13 protein-coding genes and 1 tRNA gene are annotated in these 15,510 nt (G+C 47.9%); 6 read left to right on the forward strand and 8 right to left on the reverse strand.

Annotated features, from left to right (window positions below):
• Both ABIK47_02135 and ABIK47_02140 read right to left on the reverse strand, forming a co-directional pair.
• Complete coding sequence (locus tag ABIK47_02135) at positions 1–2,127, reverse strand: sodium-translocating pyrophosphatase (GenBank protein MEO0019424.1); 2,127 nt, start codon at positions 2,125–2,127, stop codon at positions 1–3.
• A 79-nt stretch (positions 2,128–2,206) separates the two neighbouring features.
• Positions 2,207–3,286: a hypothetical protein gene (locus ABIK47_02140; GenBank protein ID MEO0019425.1), complete on the reverse strand. Its 1,080-nt coding sequence runs from the start codon at positions 3,284–3,286 to the stop codon at positions 2,207–2,209.
• Between the two features lie 469 nt (positions 3,287–3,755).
• On the opposite strand from ABIK47_02140, the gene nusA reads away from it, so the two are divergent.
• The 3 genes from nusA (at position 3,756) to ABIK47_02155 (ending at position 7,447) form a co-directional block, all read left to right on the forward strand.
• A complete protein-coding gene (gene nusA / locus ABIK47_02145; GenBank protein MEO0019426.1) occupies positions 3,756–5,000 on the forward strand; it encodes a transcription termination factor NusA in 1,245 nt (414 codons plus the stop codon).
• Entirely contained in the window at positions 4,988–7,057 is a 2,070-nt protein-coding gene (gene infB / locus ABIK47_02150) for a translation initiation factor IF-2 (protein ID MEO0019427.1), read from the forward strand. The genes nusA and infB overlap by 13 nt, the downstream gene beginning before the upstream one ends.
• Positions 7,058–7,162: 105 nt before the next feature.
• The gene (locus ABIK47_02155; GenBank protein MEO0019428.1) at positions 7,163–7,447 is read left to right on the forward strand and encodes a DUF503 domain-containing protein; all 285 of its coding nucleotides are present in this window, start codon (positions 7,163–7,165) and stop codon (positions 7,445–7,447) included.
• On the opposite strand, the gene ABIK47_02160 is transcribed toward ABIK47_02155, so the two are convergent.
• The 6 genes from ABIK47_02160 to mazG all read right to left on the reverse strand — a co-directional run bounded on the left by ABIK47_02160 (position 7,444) and on the right by mazG (position 12,555).
• A complete protein-coding gene (locus ABIK47_02160) occupies positions 7,444–8,226 on the reverse strand; it encodes an undecaprenyl-diphosphate phosphatase (GenBank protein ID MEO0019429.1) in 783 nt (260 codons plus the stop codon). The two genes, ABIK47_02155 and ABIK47_02160, sit on opposite strands and share 4 nt — an antisense overlap.
• A gap of 1 nt (position 8,227) precedes the next feature.
• Positions 8,228–9,838, reverse strand: coding sequence for a BamA/TamA family outer membrane protein (locus ABIK47_02165; protein MEO0019430.1), 1,611 nt, complete (start codon positions 9,836–9,838; stop codon positions 8,228–8,230).
• A gap of 61 nt (positions 9,839–9,899) precedes the next feature.
• A complete protein-coding gene (locus tag ABIK47_02170; protein MEO0019431.1) occupies positions 9,900–10,406 on the reverse strand; it encodes an HNH endonuclease in 507 nt (168 codons plus the stop codon).
• A gap of 6 nt (positions 10,407–10,412) precedes the next feature.
• The gene (locus ABIK47_02175) at positions 10,413–11,606 is read right to left on the reverse strand and encodes a tetratricopeptide repeat protein (protein MEO0019432.1); all 1,194 of its coding nucleotides are present in this window, start codon (positions 11,604–11,606) and stop codon (positions 10,413–10,415) included.
• Positions 11,607–11,648: 42 nt separating this feature from the next.
• Positions 11,649–11,721: transfer RNA gene (locus tag ABIK47_02180), tRNA-Ala, on the reverse strand.
• Positions 11,722–11,796: 75 nt separating this feature from the next.
• Positions 11,797–12,555 carry a nucleoside triphosphate pyrophosphohydrolase gene (gene mazG / locus ABIK47_02185; protein ID MEO0019433.1) on the reverse strand — a complete coding sequence of 253 codons (759 nt, stop codon included), beginning with the start codon at positions 12,553–12,555 and terminating at the stop codon, positions 11,797–11,799.
• A gap of 105 nt (positions 12,556–12,660) precedes the next feature.
• Here mazG and glyA point away from each other — a divergent pair, with 105 nt between their 5' ends.
• The 3 genes from glyA to ABIK47_02200 are packed head-to-tail and all read left to right on the forward strand — an operon-like array spanning position 12,661 to position 15,509.
• Positions 12,661–13,941: a serine hydroxymethyltransferase gene (gene glyA / locus ABIK47_02190; protein MEO0019434.1), complete on the forward strand. Its 1,281-nt coding sequence runs from the start codon at positions 12,661–12,663 to the stop codon at positions 13,939–13,941.
• 3 nt (positions 13,942–13,944) lie between these two features.
• Positions 13,945–15,225 carry a phosphopyruvate hydratase gene (gene eno / locus ABIK47_02195; GenBank protein ID MEO0019435.1) on the forward strand — a complete coding sequence of 427 codons (1,281 nt, stop codon included), beginning with the start codon at positions 13,945–13,947 and terminating at the stop codon, positions 15,223–15,225.
• Positions 15,222–15,509 carry a hypothetical protein gene (locus tag ABIK47_02200; GenBank protein MEO0019436.1) on the forward strand — a complete coding sequence of 96 codons (288 nt, stop codon included), beginning with the start codon at positions 15,222–15,224 and terminating at the stop codon, positions 15,507–15,509. Before eno ends, ABIK47_02200 begins: the two co-directional genes overlap by 4 nt.
• The last annotated feature ends 1 nt before the right edge of the window (position 15,510 follow it).

Raw genomic sequence — 15,510 nt, forward strand, 5'->3', positions numbered from 1 at the left:
CTATTTCACCCAGGGCAGATAAGAAGAAACCTTCAACACCAGACCGAGCACCACAATCGACACCATTGACTGCAATTTCAAAAGTATATTCAGTGACGGTCCGGCAGCATCCTTAAGCGGGTCACCGACAGTATCGCCAACAACACCTGCCTTATGCGCAGCTGAACCCTTACCACCATAATTACCCTTCTCAATGTATTTCTTGGCATTGTCCCAGGCAGCACCAGCATTTGCCATAAAAATGGCGAGGCAGAAGCCGCTTGCCAGTCCGCCAATAAGAAACCCCGCAACCGCCTCCGGTCCTAAAAGCACACCCACAACCACCGGTGCGATTATCGCGGTAAGAGCCGGCGCCAGCATCTCCCTCTGTGCCGCCTTTGTGCAGATGGTAACCGCCCGTGCGTAATCCGGTTTCGCCTTACCCTCCATTAAACCGACAATCTCCTTGAACTGGCGCCGCACCTCATCAGCAATCTTTGATGCGGTCCTGCCCACCGCCTTGAATATTGAAGAGGAAACTGTCATCGGAATAACCGCTCCGGCAAAAATACCGGCAATCAACCTCGGGTTCAAGAGTGACAAATCCAGTGTCCTGGTCAAACCGAGGAAACGTTCGCTGACGATGCGCACCTCATCCCGATAGGCAGCAATCAAAGCCAAAGCGGTCAGGGCTGCGGAACCAATCGCGAAACCCTTCCCTGTCGCTGCGGTCGTATTCCCTAAGGCATCAAGCGCATCAGTTCTCTCGCGGACAATCGGTTCCTGCCCGGTCATCTGGGCAACACCACCGGCGTTATCAGCAACCGGGCCATAGGCGTCAGTTGCAAGTGTAATTCCCAAAGTTGAAAGCATTCCTACTGCGGCAATACCAATGCCGTAAAGCCCAAGTCCAGCAAAGCCGCCGCCGGAAAAATAATAACTGGTAATTATTGCCACCACCACCACCAGAACTATTGGCAAGGTGGACCTCATTCCCACTGAAAGCCCCTCTAAGATAACGGTTGCTGGTGATGTCCTTGCCTCAGCCGCAATCGCCCTGGTTGGTGGATAGGAATCAGAGGTAAAAATTTCTGTAAATAGACCAATCAGGACACCGGCAAGAAGACCGGAAACAATCGCCCAGTAAACCGACCAGAACTGGGGCAAAATTAATTTCGTCACAACAAAACCCAATATAGCGGAAAGAACCGCCGCACCATAAATTCCCCTGCGCAATGCTGCCAATAAAACCCCCTGTTCTGCCTTTTCACCTGCCCGCACAAAGAAACTACCTAAAATTGAGGCAATTATCCCTATACCGGCGAGCACCATTGGCAAAAGCACGCCCGCAACTTCAAACCCGGTATTCTTAAATGCCACCACCGAAAGCGCCATTGATGCGATAATTGAATCAACATAAGACTCATAAAGGTCAGCACCCATACCGGCAGTGTCACCAACATTATCACCGACATTGTCGGCAATAACCGCCGGGTTGCGCGGGTCATCCTCAGGAATTCCCGCCTCAACCTTACCCACCAGGTCCGCACCAACATCTGCCGCCTTGGTAAAGATACCGCCACCAACACGGGCAAAAAGCGCCTGAGAACTGGCGCCAATACCAAAGGCAAGCATCGTTGATGTTATCAACTCCAGTTTGTGAACCAGCGGTTCGTTTGCATAGACCGCATTGAGAATGAGATACCAGATGGAGATGTCAATCAGCCCGAGACCGACAACCACGAGTCCCATCACCATTCCCGAGGAAAAGGCAACCCGCAATCCGGAATTGAGGCTCTGCTTGGCTGCCCAGGTTGTTCTCGCACTGCAGCGCACACCAACAGACATACCGATAAAGCCGGCGAGTCCGGAGAAAAACCCGCCGGTGAGGAAGGCAAAAGGTACAAACGGTGACTGCAGTCTTAAAAGAGCCAGTATTAAAAGCAACACAAAGACAATGGCAAAGAATATTGACACACCCTTGTACTGCTGCTTCAGATAGGCGGTCGCACCTTCCTTTACCGCCTGGGCCACCACCTTCATCGGCTCGGTTCCTTCACTCTTGCGCAGATTATTGACCGCAAGAAACAATGCGAACCCGAGCGCAATAACTGCACTGCCGGGTGCTATCCAGAAAATTGGACTCATTAATTACTCCTTTCCTTTGGGTTTTGCTACAAGACCAGTGAATTTAACACCTTAATTTTCAAAGTCAAGCATTAAAGAATTAGGCTCTGCAAAATTTAGACTTTTCCATTGCCTTCAAAATGTCTTTAGCGATATTATCTATCGCCCCGAACGGTCCGAGCAAATCTTTTGCCTTTTTCAGACCAGTGATCATCTGCGCTCGGTAATCTTTATCCTCAATCAACCGGCAAACGCTCCTAAAAATCGCCTCCGGCTCAGGGTTGATGAACTCGGTAACAATCCTCTCCCCCAGTACAAGATTCGGGATGGAAAAATGTTTAACTCTGATACAAGAGCTGACAACAAAACGGCTAACCCCCGGCAGATGATAGCACACAACCATTGGCACACCCAAGATTGCGGTCTCAGCAGTTGCGGTCCCAGAAACAACAACCGCAGCCTCAGCATAACCAATAACATCATACCTCCCCTTTTCACCAACACGGATGAGCCCTTCGGGCAATTGCTTTGTCCCATCGGCAACCATCACCCCTTGCAACCATTGATACCGCATTTTCAACAACCTGAAAACATCGACAAACAACCCCTCATGATGATCAGTCTCAGCAGGTCTTGAACCGGGCATAAACACGATATATTTCGCCCCTGGCTCAAATCCAATCTGTTTCAGGGTATTTTCCCTTGAACGCACTAAAACCACTTTATCCAGAAATGGATAACCATAATAAACCGCCTCAATGCCGTATCTCTTAAAAAACCCCTGTTCAAATCGAAAAAGACAGAATACCCGGTTAGTTGCCTCTCGCAACAACCTTACACGAAATCTCCCCCATGCCCAGACCTGAGGTGGAGCAAGATAAAAAACCGGCACACCTAAGCGCCGGAACCTTTTACCCAAGAAAAGATTGATCCCAGGATAGGAAACTAAAACCACTCCATCCGGCTGCAAACCCTCTACCTCATCCCAGATTTCTTTCAACAACCGCCCCTTTCTCAATGCGGTGGTCAATCCCTCCCAGATGCCAATAACCTGACCAAAATTTTTGCTGACATCAAAACGCAACATCTCAACAGTTGGATTCAAGACGCCCAACCCCTCTTCAAGGGAATCGGCTAACATCAGCCCAGACCGCTCACCATAACAGATTAAGATTCTCATCTTTAGCCAAACTTAGACACCTTTTCTCTCCCTGTCAACAACTTTCATTTACCCTGCAATTAAAACACCTTTCCATTTCCTTTAATCAATAAAAATTTCCGCCTACTTATTCACCTTGAACCCATTGTCACTGAAAACAAAAAGTCCACTTTGTTACCAATATCTTCAGCCAGACCCCTATCCACCCCCTGGGTCACCCCCTGAGAAATTAAAACCCAGAAATAACTATCGCAAATTCAACACTTAACAACCTAACCGATTGGAAAATGGCACAATATTATAATCCTGTGCGGGTATGTTAAAGCCTGTAAGAATTTAATCACAATTACCAGTTGACTCATTTGCACCGCTGGGTATAATACTTGTAATTTAAATTACACCGGCAAGCCGAGTTCCTGAGGTGGAAACTCAATCTGGCCGGTGAAGGTTGCTGAAAGGAAAGCAAAGGAGCAGAGAATAAAAATAGTTTATGAGCAATAATAAAGAAGTTGTCAATCTAATTGCCCAGATTGCGCGGATAAGAAATGTAGACATCACCTATGTGTGCGAAACCCTGCGCACCAGTATCATTGCGGGGTTAAAGCGCCGCTTTGGTACCAACACAGAAGCCGATGTCACTGTCAATCCGGAGAATGGGGAAATCAGCGTTGCGCTCATAAAAAGGGTGGTGGAACGTGTTAACAATCCCGGCCAAGAGGTAAGCCTTGAAGAGGCACGGACGGTGAAACCTGATGCCCAGCTGGGCGAGACGGTACGTATCCCTTTGCCCCTTGATGAAATCGGGCGTATAGCCATCCGCAAAGCATCGGACGAACTGATGTTGAAACTGCGCGAGGCTGAGCGTGACCGCCTTTACGAGGAGTACAGCCGTAAGAAGGGTGAAATCGTCACCGGCACCATTCAGCGCATCGCCCGCGATGAAATCATTGTCAACCTCGGGCTGATTGAAGCGGTCCTGCCCAACCGCGAACAGCTGAAAACCGACCACTACCGCCAAGGTCTGCCGATAAAAGCCTATGTCCACAAGGTGGAAAAGACGCCCATTGGACCCCGTGTCTATCTCTCCCGCACCCACCCCGAGTTCCTGCGCAAACTGTTAACCCGGGAGGTTCCAGAAATCAAAGAGGGGGTTGTTGAAATAAAAGCCATTGCCCGCGCCCCTGGCTTCCGCTCCAAAGTGGCGGTGGCATCGCTTGATGAAAAGGTTGACCCGGTCGGTGCCTGTGTGGGCTACCGCAAGTCAAGGATTGAAAATGTCATCAAGGAACTGTCTGGTGAAAAGATTGATATCGTTCATTGGAGCCGTGACCTCCAGGTATTCATCACCCGGGCGCTCGGACCGGCAAAGGTATCGGAGATAATCCGTGAAAACGACACCTATATTGTGGTTGTCCCTGATAGTGATTTCTCAATTGCCATTGGCAAAAAGGGGCAGAATGTCTGGCTCGCCAGCCTCTTAACCCAGACCAAGATTGAGGTCCTTAAGGAAACCGACTACCGGAACCGGGTGATTATGAATAAGGCAGCGAAGGTGAGCCTTACCAGTCTCAATCTTGAACCTGACCTCACCGCAAAACTACAAGCCGCGGGTCTTAGCACCGCCTTTGAACTCTTGAACTCCTCTCCCCAAGACCTTGTCAGGATTACCGAACTGCAGCCCGAGGCGGTAGAGACATTGAAAAATGAGGTTCGGGAGAAGGTGTGGGCAAGTTAAAGGTCTTTGAGGCGGCAAAACAGCTAAACCTCTCAAGCGAGGCGCTCCTGGCGGTGTTAAAGGAGCTCAATTTCCCTCCCCGGGGACATACCTCTTATATTACTGAGGAGGAGTTTGAAGCCGCACGACTGCACCTGAAAAAGGAAAAGCACCAGTTCAAGGAATCGATAAAACGCCGGAAATCGGCTGAAGCCACTAAAATGGCATCCCCAAAGATCCCCGAACAGGAAATCAACCAGAGTGTGAAACAGACCCTCGCCAAGGTTTACGGTCGAGAAAGGAAAAAACGCCGGGCACCAACTGACCAAGAAAAACCCACCCCGGTTGCCAAACCATCCGCGGTAAGGGTGACCCCCTATATGACTGTTGCCGAACTTGCCCATGCCCTGAATCTACCTGTGAGCGAGATAATCAAGAAATGTCTCCAACTTGGGCTCAGGGCAACGGTGAACCATCGTCTTGACCTTGATACCATCATCCTAATTGCTGATGAGTTTGGTATTGCGGTTCAAGAAGAGGAGGAGACTATTACACCGGTACCCCGAGGCGAACCCAAACCTCGCCCCCCGGTGGTTGTTGTGATGGGGCATGTTGACCATGGTAAAACCGCCCTTCTTGATTACATTCGCAAGACCAAAGTAGCAGAAAAAGAGTTTGGACGGATCACTCAGCACATTGGTGCGTATGTCGCCTATTACGATGAGAAACCGATAGTATTCCTTGACACCCCTGGACACGAAGCCTTTGCCGCGATGCGTGCCCGGGGCGCCCAGGTAACCGACATCGCGGTTCTGGTAGTGGCAGGGGATGAGGGTGTAATGCCCCAAACCATTGAGGCACTTGACCATGCTCGCGCTGCTGGTGTTCCCATCATTGTGGCAATAACTAAATGCGACCTACCCACCGCCAATCCTGACCGGGTAAAGAGTCAATTAGCACAAAAGGGTCTGCGTGTGGAAGGGTATGGTGGTCATTCAGTTTGTGTGGAAACATCGGCTGTAACAGGTGAAGGGATAGAGGACCTACTGGATGCCATCTGTGTGGTTGGGATGGAGCTTGATCTCAAAGCCCCCTATGATGGTCCAGCACGAGGCGTGGTGCTAGAGGCGAGAGTCGACCGGGGACGAGGTAATGTTGCCACCGTTTTAATCCAAGAAGGGACACTGAAACGTAGCGACCATTTTGTTTGCGGTGCATGTTACGGAAGGGTAAGAGACCTTTTGAACGAATGGAACTCTTCGGTAGAAAACGCCACCCCTTCCATCCCGGTTCAGGTGGTTGGATTTAATGGTTTACCTGAGGCGGGGGACCGTTTTGAGGTCGTTGCTGAGGAACGAATTGCCCGGGAAATTGCCCAGCGCCGCCAGCTGGCGAGTCGGGACCGGAGGCTTAAGGAAAGCAAACCAAAGGTTTCTCTGGAAGCATTGCAGGAAAGAATTGCCAAGGGGGATGTGAAAGAGTTGAAAATTGTCCTTAAGACCGATGTGTCTGGTTCGGCTCAGGCATTGCGTGATGCCCTTGAGGGGCTTTCACTTGACGAAGTGCAGGTGCGAGTAATTCATTGTGGGGTCGGTCCGATTAATCAGAATGACGTATTGTTAGCCCAGGCATCTGAGGCAATAATCGTCGGCTTCCATGTCCGTCCCCTTGCCGATGCGCGCCAGTTAGCCGAAGCCCAAGGGGTTGAGATTCGCACCTATCGAATAATCTATGCAGCCATTGAGGACATCAGAGCGGCAATATTAGGAATGCTAAAACCTGAAAAGAGGGAAGTCACTCTCGGTAGAGCCGAGGTGCGTCAGGTGTTTAGCCTCCCGCGTCAGGGGCTCATTGCCGGTGCATTCATTACCGAAGGTAAGGTTGTCCGTGGCGCCCTGGTTCGTGTAATCCGGGAAAATAAGGAGATTTTTGCGAGTGAAGTAATATCCCTCCGCCGATTCAAGGAGGATGTTAAAGAAGTTACCGCTGGCTACGAATGCGGTATCGGAATTAAAGACATTGCTGACCTCGCGGTAGGAGATGTTCTTGAATTCTATCAGATTGAAGAGATAAAATGAATTAGTTTTTGGGTTTTCGACCTCGGACAATTGGTTCCGCTAACAGATGTATTTAGTAATAATACCGACAGCGATTTATTTCCCTCCCAGGACCATTAACTGAGGATGAATATAGCTCTTTTGGTTATGGACCTATTTTTAGGCGACAGCCTCTCCCTTAAGGACAAGCGACGGATTATGGGTAGTTTAACTCAACGGCTGCGACGTTCCTTTAACATCGCCCTGTGTGAAGTTGAACATCAAGAGCGGTGGCAGCGGTCCAAAATCGCTATTGTCTTAATCAATACCAACTGGCGGATGTTAGAGGAAAGTACCAGCAAAATTATCACGGCAGTGGAGAGGGATGGACGGGTTCAGGTATTAAACACAGAAATGGAACGCCTCCGTTAGCGCAGAAAAATCAAAACCGCCAGCCCTGCTACCCAGCAATACACTCCGAACCAGTAAAAACCCCGGCTCAATACCAACTTCTTTAACAATATCATCATCAAAAATCCCGTACAGGTAGCAACAATAATACCCAATATTACCGGACCGGACGGTAGAATGGAGAAATCCACTTTGATTAATTCATAAACCGCCGCTCCTAATGTTATCGGTAAAGCTAAAAGAAATGAGAAGTCAAACGCCTCCTCACTTGTTAATCCAAGTATCAACCCTAAACCAATTGTCATTCCCGAACGAGAGATTGCTGGCATAATCGCCGCTACCTGTATCAGCCCAATCAGAAGAGCAGTTTTAAGGTCTATCTTCCCCTTTTGTTTCCCGGGGAATCTGGTAAGAAAAACAAAGGTGCCATTGACAAGAAAAAAGGTTCCGACGAGATAAATGTTTTCAAAAACCCTTTCTACTTTATTCTCAAGTAATATGCCGGCGATAACTGCAGGAATCGATGCTAAAATAACAAAGAAAACCAGCTGGAGGTTTCTTGAACGGGCTGAAGGGTCAGGGGCAAAAATTCCCTTGCCGATTTTCTTTAATCGTCCTATTAAAAATAATAAAATCGCCAGTGCCGTTCCTAAATGTAAAGCGGCGGTGAGGTTTAATCTTGAGGATTCTGGAAGTTGCCAAATGTATTGCAAAACCGCCAGATGCCCATCACTGGAAATTGGAAGAATCTCGGTTATTCCCTGAACCATACCAAGAATTGCCCCTTCCAACCAACCCATTCTAAAATTTAGTTTGGAGGCTTAAGTGAATCTTGCCCCGTGAGGGACTTTCCTTAAGAGGCACCGCATAATCAATGCCAACAATCCCCAATCTGGATAAAAACCTACCGCCGACACCGTAGGCGGATATCCAGTTCCTATCTTTAATCCCATATTGGGAAAAAATACAGTTATCAATGAAAATATGGAGGCGCGAATTTTGGGCGAAGTGGTAGCGCAGTTCACAATTCCACCACCCCAATTGGTCTGCGGAAAAACTATTTTCCCGATAACCCCGGACATTCTCCATTCCTCCCACGCGGAAGAGGTCTAACTGGTCCAAAAAAACATCTGAAAAAATCCCACGGAGGGATAAATTGTTCATAAGGGTGAGCTTCTTCGTAAGAGAAACCACCCACGCACCATCGACTTCCACCCAACCCACCATTCCTGAACCACCATTTTGCCCGCTCTGTGTGCCGGTGGCTGTCTCTACTCTAAGATTAATACCTTTCCGCGGATTTAACACTTGGTCATAGGTATCAAAAACAAAACCGGCTCGGATCCATAATCTTTGCTTAGGATTTTGGCTAAGAGTGCGGTCAAAACCTGTCCCAATAACTACCCCCCCTCCATTCCTGACTAACTTCCCTATTAAAGAAAATCTCGTCTGAGAAAATATGGTATCAAAAACATTGTGCTTAATCGCTACGCTTAGACTGAGCGGTGTCCCGAGTATCCATGGTTCAGTATATTCCAAGTGATAACCAACCTCTTCACTTGCGGAATACCACTCACCTTTCAGCCTTCTACCACTACTAAATAGATTAAAAACCTCTACCTTTACCACTCCAAAAAGCATCCGGCTTTCAGGTGCATAACCAACAACACCAAAAACTTCCCCCGACTGAGTTTCCGAAATCCAGAATCTAACTCCATATTGAGAATCCCTCGTTACTATCTCGTGGCTGTCAACACTTATCCACCCACCTTTTTCCAGATTTTCCCGCCACAGCTTCACCTGTCTCGGTGTGTAGTAAACCGCTCCTCGGAAACCACTCTGACGGGTTAACAGTAACCGATACCTTTCACTTTCTTCCTTTGTCCCTGAAAAAGTAATAAAACCAATTTTAACCTTTGGCCCCTCATAGATATTAAAAGAGGGAAAAACCTGCCCTCCACTTTCTCGTAATCCAATGAAACGAACCTCAGCAAATGGAAAACTAAAATCGGCATATTTACTAAGAAGTCTATTTACCCCTTCAGTCAACACTGCGTAATTAAACCCATTCCCCTTTTTAGGCAGAACTGATAATAACTGGGACTCAAGCAGACCGTCATTGCCTATCAATTTCCAACCACCAATTTTAGCCTTCTGATTCGGCTTCACTATGTATTTTACCACCATACCTAAGGAATCAATGGTGGTCTCCACCTCGACTTCAGCCCAGAAAAAACCGTTAGTATATAATATCTCCCTGAGTTTGTCACATCCCTGACGGAGCTGAGTAATGTCTATCGTATCACCAACCTTAAAGCCCACAGAAAGCCCTTTGGGTAAAAATTTTCCTTCTAAGGAAAGTGATAAAACCCGCCATTTCCTATCTAATTCATAACTCTCACCTGCCTCCAAATGGACGCAGAGCCAAAACCATAAACTTATCAGCAGAAGAATTAAAATTAATGACCCCCGGCTAACTGATGAAAAGATACTGACGCCAAGCCTCCGGAATTTCACCCAATGTATTGACGGCAAATGTTACATAATGGGGTGCTTTGGGCTTACGGCGCAAACTCATTTTTGCCTGAGCAGGGGTCCGGCTTCCCTTTTTGGCATTACATTCCGGACAGGCACACACCATATTTTCCCAAGAGTCAGTTCCGCCCAGTGCTTTTGGTATCACATGGTCAGTCGTCATAATCGGATACCGCGCACCACAGTACTGACAGGTATTATTGTCCCGACGCAAGATGTTGCGTTTAGTCAGTGGTACCTCTCGCCGATGGACGCGCACATAGTAATTTAAACGCACCACACTGGGAATCGGGAAATTCATATTAACTGTACGAATCACTAAATCCGAAATTTCAATCGGCTCTGCCTTCCGAGTAAGGACCAAAACTATCGCCCGCTTTAACCGGCACAATGAAAGAGGTTCGTAATTCTGGTTCAAAAGCAAAACTGGACGGTTGAACATCATTTAGGTCTAACGGACAAATAACTCCTTTTCGATCGCGGAAATATTCTTATCAACATACTCCAGTTGGGCTCGTACATAACTTGCCAGCGCTGGGTCACTGAGCGCGCGCTGATAATAACTCTTTGCCTCCTCATAAAGCGTCTTAGCAGTCTTAAGTTTTCCTGTAGGAGTTTGGGTAATATTACTGCCACGTGCCCCATCTGCCTGTTTGCGTCGGTTATCCCCGAGGTCAACATAAGCCTGAAGGAGCGTCGGATCAAGGGCAAGTGCCTTGCGGAGATTGGCATCCGACTGGGAATAATTACCTTGTTCACTCAGCGCCTCACCTTTATAAAGATAGGCAAGGGCAAATGTTGAATCCCGGGCAATAACCTCATCAAACCGAGCAATTGCCGAACGATATTGCCCCTGGCGGGCAAGAATTACCCCCTGGCGCAATTTTGCCTGAAAGTTATTTGGGTCAACCATAAACACTGTATCCAACTGTGCTAATGCGGCTTTGTATTCCTTTAACTCAATAAGGGCATCGGCGAGCTTGGCTCTGAGTGCCGGCACCTGCGAAAAACGGGCAATAAGTGGTTTCAATACATCAACTGCCTCACGGTATCTCCCAACCTTGTACAAAAATTCTCCCCAGAGCCGCTGCACCGTCAGGTCATCGGGAAATCGCCGGAGGGCAATCTGATAGATTGAATCTGCCTTTGCCATCATCCCCTTGCGCACATAAATCCCCGCAATGCCGTTATATAAATCAGCGAGGGTGGAATCTTGGTCCAAACCCTGTTGATAAACATTCAAAGCATCGTCATCCCGTCCCATTTCAAGATATAAATCACCCAGCGCCTCATAAGCCTTTGACTTTTTAGGTTCAAGACTTATAGCCTTCCGATAATATCTTTCCGCCTCAATGGCATCACGCTGCTTGCGATAGATGTTACCAATAGCAATATAGGGGTCGTAATAACTCGAATCGTAGTCAAGTGCCTTCCTGAAATTAGCGAGAGCAGCATCATAATCACCCTGCCCATAATACTGGGCACCAATGCTGTAACTCATTTGTGCAGAATCACGCCGTGCCTGCAACTGCTCTTCGCTGAATTTTGCTACAGTTTGAGTTGGTGCACAACCACCAAAAATTATCCAAACAGCGAGGACGATGACCAGCACCGTCGGTATTATTACCGAAAGTTTTTTTACCATTTTAAAACTCCTTCTAATTTTCAACATCCGCAATTTCAGATATGGAGCCGACGGGATTCGAACCCGTGACCTTTTGACTGCCAGTCAAACGCGCTCCCAACTGCGCCACGGCCCCAGACCTATAATTAATCACTTGCGTAACAACCTTTAGTATAAAGTGTTACCTGATTTCTTCCCCATGTCAAGTCAATCATCCCTTTTTCTTTATTCTTTGCCAAACTACCTCCATCTCTTCAATGGGCACCTCTCCCATCTTTCTGCCTTGCCGATCAAACTCCTTTTCAACCTGCTGAAATCTCTTGCCAAACTTAAGATTGGCATTCTTCAGCGCTCCTTCAGCATCAACATTTAAATGCCGACAAAGGTTCACAACCGCAAATAGCAAATCGCCCACCTCCTCTACAATCTGCTTCCGCCTTCCTCTCCCTTGGGCTTTTTTTGTTTCTACCTTAAGTTCCCTTATCTCTTCTTCTACTTTCGATAGCACTTCATCTGGATTTTTCCAGTCAAAGCCTACCCGTCTACATCTTTCCTGTATCAGTTGCGCCTGTTGTAATGCGGGAAGGGCTGAAGGTATTCCTTCAAGAATCGAACCTCGACCATTTTCATCCTTTATTCTTTCCCAGTTCCTCAAGACCTCATCGGCAGATTTGACCTTAATGTCGCCATAAATATGGGGGTGTCGCTTTTTTAATTTCCCTATCGTCATCTTCAGAACCTCTTTAAGTTTAATACCCTCATCTCGTAAAACCTCAGCGAGAAAAAGTCCGAGAAATAAATAATCCCCCAGTTCCTCAGCGATTGCCTGCTTGTTTCTTTTTCGCAAGGCTTCATCAAGCTCAAAAACCTCGTTTAAAAGCAACGGACGTATAGAATCCTTTGTTTGTTTGCGGTCCCAAGGGCAACGCCGACGCAAGGTCTTCACAACTTTTAATAATTCATCAAACATTAATAAATATAACAAATTCATCTCCTCATTCAAGCATAACGCAAAATCCTTGACTTTGGTGTAAACAATATTAATTTATTATAAAATTTTTGATAAAGGAGCCTAATGATGACATCAAAATGTCTCTTTGAAACCGACCCAGAGGTTTTTGACGCAATCGTCCACGAGACCAACCGTCAGCACTCCAACCTGGAGTTAATTGCCTCGGAAAATTTTTGCTCCGAGGCGGTCCTGGCGGCACTCGGCTCGGTGTTAACCAATAAATACGCCGAAGGCTACCCGAAAAAGCGGTATTATGGTGGTTGCCGTTATGTTGACATCGCTGAGGAACTGGCGATTGAGCGGGCAAAGCAACTTTTCGGTTGTGACCATGTCAATGTCCAGCCCCATTCTGGCACCCAAGCAAACATTGCCGCCTATCTCACCCTTGCCAATCCCGGTGATACCATCATGGGTCTCTCCCTGACACATGGGGGGCATCTTTCTCACGGTCATCCCATTAACTTCTCCGGTCGTTATTTTAAGGTTATTCATTACACCGTAGACCCTAATACCGAGATGCTTGATTACGCTCTTATCAGAAAACTGGCTCTGGAGCACCGACCCCGTGTGATTGTTAGTGGCGCTTCTGCTTATCCGCGCACCATTCATTTTGACCGTTTTCAGGAAATCTGTGATGAGGTAGGAGCAGCTCAGCTTGCTGACATTGCCCATATTGCGGGACTGGTGGCTGCCGGACTTCACCCCTCGCCCGTTCCCTATGCGGATGTGGTTACCACTACTACCCATAAGACATTGCGTGGTCCCCGCGGAGCAATCATTATGTGTAAGTCAAAATATGCTGAAGAACTGGACAAAGTGGTATTTCCGGGAACCCAGGGGGGGCCACTGGAACACTGCATAGCCGCCAAAGCGGTGGCATTTAAGGAGGCTTTGAGCCCAGAGTTCAAGGAGTATCAGCGTCAAACCATTGCTAATTCATTGGCCCTTGCCGATGCCCTTGCACGCCGGGGGTTCCGCCTTTGCTCTGGTGGAACGGACAATCATCTCTTGCTCGTTGACCTGAGACCTAAGGGAATTAAAGGCAGAGATGCCGAAAGGCTTTTAGGAAAGGTAGGAATTACCGTCAACCGCAACACCATCCCATTTGATCCAGAAAAGCCTTTCATTGCCTCGGGAATGAGACTTGGCACCCCGGCGTTGACTACCAGAGGAATGAAGGAACCGGAGATGGAAAAGATTGCCGAGCTAATTGACAGAACAATCGCCGCCGGCGAGGATGAGGAGAAACTGGATAAAATCAAAGCCGAGGTCAAGGAGCTCGTTGAGGCTTTCCCTCTCTATGCCGAACGTCGGGCAGAATATCAGAAAGTGGTAAAGGAGTAAGCTGTGGCAAGACCGATAATCGCCCGCTTGGTAGCAAGAGAAATCCTTGATTCCCGCGGCAACCCGACATTGGAGGTGGACTGTATCCTTGCCAATGGAATAATGGGCAGGGCGTCGGTTCCATCCGGCGCCTCAGTAGGCTCTTTTGAAGCACTGGAATTAAGGGATAAAGACCCTCGCCGTTACTTTGGTAAAGGTGTGCTCAAGGCAATCGCCAATATTCAGGAGATTATCGCACCCCGACTTGTAGGAATGGATGCTACAGACCAGTTTCGGATTGATCAGGCTCTAATTGAGCTCGACGGAACTAAAAACAAATCCAAATTAGGTGCCAACGCCATCTTAGGTGTTTCCCTTGCGGTTTGTCGCGCTGCCGCTGTATGTGCAGGTCTCCCTATCTACCGCCTTTTGGGAGGTGCGGGCACAAGGATGATCCCGACCCCTTTTCTCAATATAATTAATGGCGGTTTACACGCACCAAACAACCTTGATATTCAAGAGTATATGATTGTGCCTGCCGGACTGCCCAATTTTCACGAGGCGATTCGTGCGGCAGCAGAAATTTATCACGCCTTAAAACTTATCCTTGAAGAAAGAAACAAGCCGACCACAGTAGGTGACGAAGGTGGTATGGCCCCTGACTTTGAGAACAACGAAAAACCCCTTGAGGTAATAACTGAGGCGATTGAAAAGGCTGGCTATCACCCGGGCGAGCAGATTTACCTTGCCATTGATGTCGCAGCCAGCAGCCTTTATCAAAACAATGCCTATATCTTTACCAACCCGGAAAAGATGGCGGTCAGTGCCCAAGAACTGATTGAACTTTATACCCGCTGGATTGAGAAATATCCCATCATCTCCATCGAGGATGGCTTGGCAGAGGAGGACTGGAATGGCTGGTACGAACTGACCAGCAAGCTGGGTAACCGAGTTCAACTAATTGGCGACGACATCTTTGTCACCAACATCGAACGCTTGAAAAAAGGAATTCAGCAGGGTGCGGCAAATGCGGTGCTGGTAAAACCAACCCAGATTGGGACGGTTAGTGAAACTATTGACTGTATGAAAGTGGCAATGGAAAATGGCTACCGCGCAATTGTCTCCCACCGTTCCGGTGAAACCGACGACCACTTCATCGCTGACCTGGCAGTGGCGGCAAACTGCGGTCAGATAAAAACCGGCGCGCCCTGCCGGGGTGAAAGAACCGCCAAATACAATCGGCTCATCAGAATCGAAGAAGAGGACCAACTGCCTTATGCTGGACTGAAAACACTCTTGCGATGATTAATAACCAGGGAATAAACCGGCGCTCAAAAATAATTTTGCGACTCACTGCAGTAGTTCTGGCGTTAGGACTCCTGTTCCTACCCGGACCCAATGGTCTGGTGAGCGTCTTAATTAAACTCTATCGCGCTCGTAACTATCAGCTGCAGATTCAAAAACTAAAAGCAAAGGCTGACAGTCTTGAGCAGGAAATAAGGTGGTGGCAGAATCCAGCTTATGCTACAAGAGTTGCCCGTCAGATTTTTACTCATCCAGATACGGTCAAAACCGATACGACTAAATGAA

The organism is candidate division WOR-3 bacterium (assembly GCA_039801245.1).
Lineage (GTDB): Bacteria > Hydrothermota > Tepidihabitantia > Tepidihabitantales > Tepidihabitantaceae > JAOABP01.

Excerpts from the sequence above, each read along its gene's own strand:
- ABIK47_02135 (MEO0019424.1), bottom strand. The coding sequence starts at position 2,127 with ATGAGTCCAATTTTCTGGATAGCACCCGGCAGTGCAGTTATTGCGCTC.
- ABIK47_02140 (MEO0019425.1), bottom strand. The coding sequence starts at position 3,286 with ATGAGAATCTTAATCTGTTATGGTGAGCGGTCTGGGCTGATGTTAGCC.
- nusA (MEO0019426.1), top strand. The coding sequence starts at position 3,756 with ATGAGCAATAATAAAGAAGTTGTCAATCTAATTGCCCAGATTGCGCGG.
- ABIK47_02155 (MEO0019428.1), top strand. The coding sequence starts at position 7,163 with ATGAATATAGCTCTTTTGGTTATGGACCTATTTTTAGGCGACAGCCTC.
- ABIK47_02160 (MEO0019429.1), bottom strand. The coding sequence starts at position 8,226 with ATGGGTTGGTTGGAAGGGGCAATTCTTGGTATGGTTCAGGGAATAACC.
- ABIK47_02170 (MEO0019431.1), bottom strand. The coding sequence starts at position 10,406 with ATGATGTTCAACCGTCCAGTTTTGCTTTTGAACCAGAATTACGAACCT.
- ABIK47_02175 (MEO0019432.1), bottom strand. The coding sequence starts at position 11,606 with ATGGTAAAAAAACTTTCGGTAATAATACCGACGGTGCTGGTCATCGTC.
- mazG (MEO0019433.1), bottom strand. The coding sequence starts at position 12,555 with ATGTTTGATGAATTATTAAAAGTTGTGAAGACCTTGCGTCGGCGTTGC.
- glyA (MEO0019434.1), top strand. The coding sequence starts at position 12,661 with ATGATGACATCAAAATGTCTCTTTGAAACCGACCCAGAGGTTTTTGAC.
- ABIK47_02200 (MEO0019436.1), top strand. The coding sequence starts at position 15,222 with ATGATTAATAACCAGGGAATAAACCGGCGCTCAAAAATAATTTTGCGA.